The following is a 774-nucleotide window of genomic DNA, read 5'->3' as shown; positions in this document are numbered from 1 at the left end:
TGTCAAAAAAATAATCCTTCCTGATATTTTGCAGGTCCTTCATTTTCTCTTTTTCCACTGGTTTCTCGCCTTTGATCGGACTGACCGATCCAAAGTATTGAAGACGCTCCGTTTTTTTCGGAAGCAGCGTATGTTGATTCATTCAGAAAACTCCTCTCACTAACAAATCATAATAATTACTATTTATTTTGATCGGTTCACTGTTGAAAATCAAGAGAAAATAAAAAAGACACGCACAAACGCGTGTCCGTCAAAACCCTAAACATCCGCCGGGCTGCTTTCCGCGCTCCAGCTTTTCCGCCAGTAATAGCCTGCGGCAAGCACAAGTGCAAACGCCAGCAGCGCGATACAGGAAAACGTGATAAAACCGATAGCATATGTGCCTGTCATCTGTTTGAGAGATCCTAAGATGTTCGGCAGGAAAAACCCTCCGATTCCTCCGGCCGCACCGACGATTCCCGTCACCATGCCAATTTCTTTGCGAAAACGCTGCGGCACGAGCTGGAATACTGCGCCGTTTCCCATTCCGAGCCCCATCATTCCGACAAACAATAGAACAATAACCATTGAAAGAGATGGCAGGCTGCTGACTCCGGCCATACACAGTGCCACGATGACAAACAGTACAGAAAGAACTTTCGTGCCGCCGACACGATCCGAAATCAAGCCCCCGACAGGCCGGAAAAAGCTCCCCGCCGCCACACATAATGTAACGAAGTCGCCCGCGTGAATTTTTGACAGCTGGTATTGATCAACAAAGAAAATAGATAAAAA

Annotated in this window: 1 protein-coding gene and 1 pseudogene; both read right to left on the bottom strand. The window is 46.8% G+C overall.

Going from position 1 to position 774, the window contains the following annotated elements; all coding sequences use genetic code 11:
* Positions 1–142: pseudogene (locus ACWHAR_RS26105) on the bottom strand (GTP cyclohydrolase FolE2); the annotation flags it as partial.
* A 116-nt stretch (positions 143–258) separates the two neighbouring features.
* A partial coding sequence (locus tag ACWHAR_RS26100; RefSeq protein ID WP_452088301.1) for an MFS transporter occupies positions 259–774 on the bottom strand: 516 nt, incomplete at its 5' end.

The organism is Bacillus sp. LR--39 (assembly GCF_053613335.1).
Note: the sequence above shows the minus strand (reverse complement) of the source record. Positions and strands in the feature narration are given on the sequence as shown.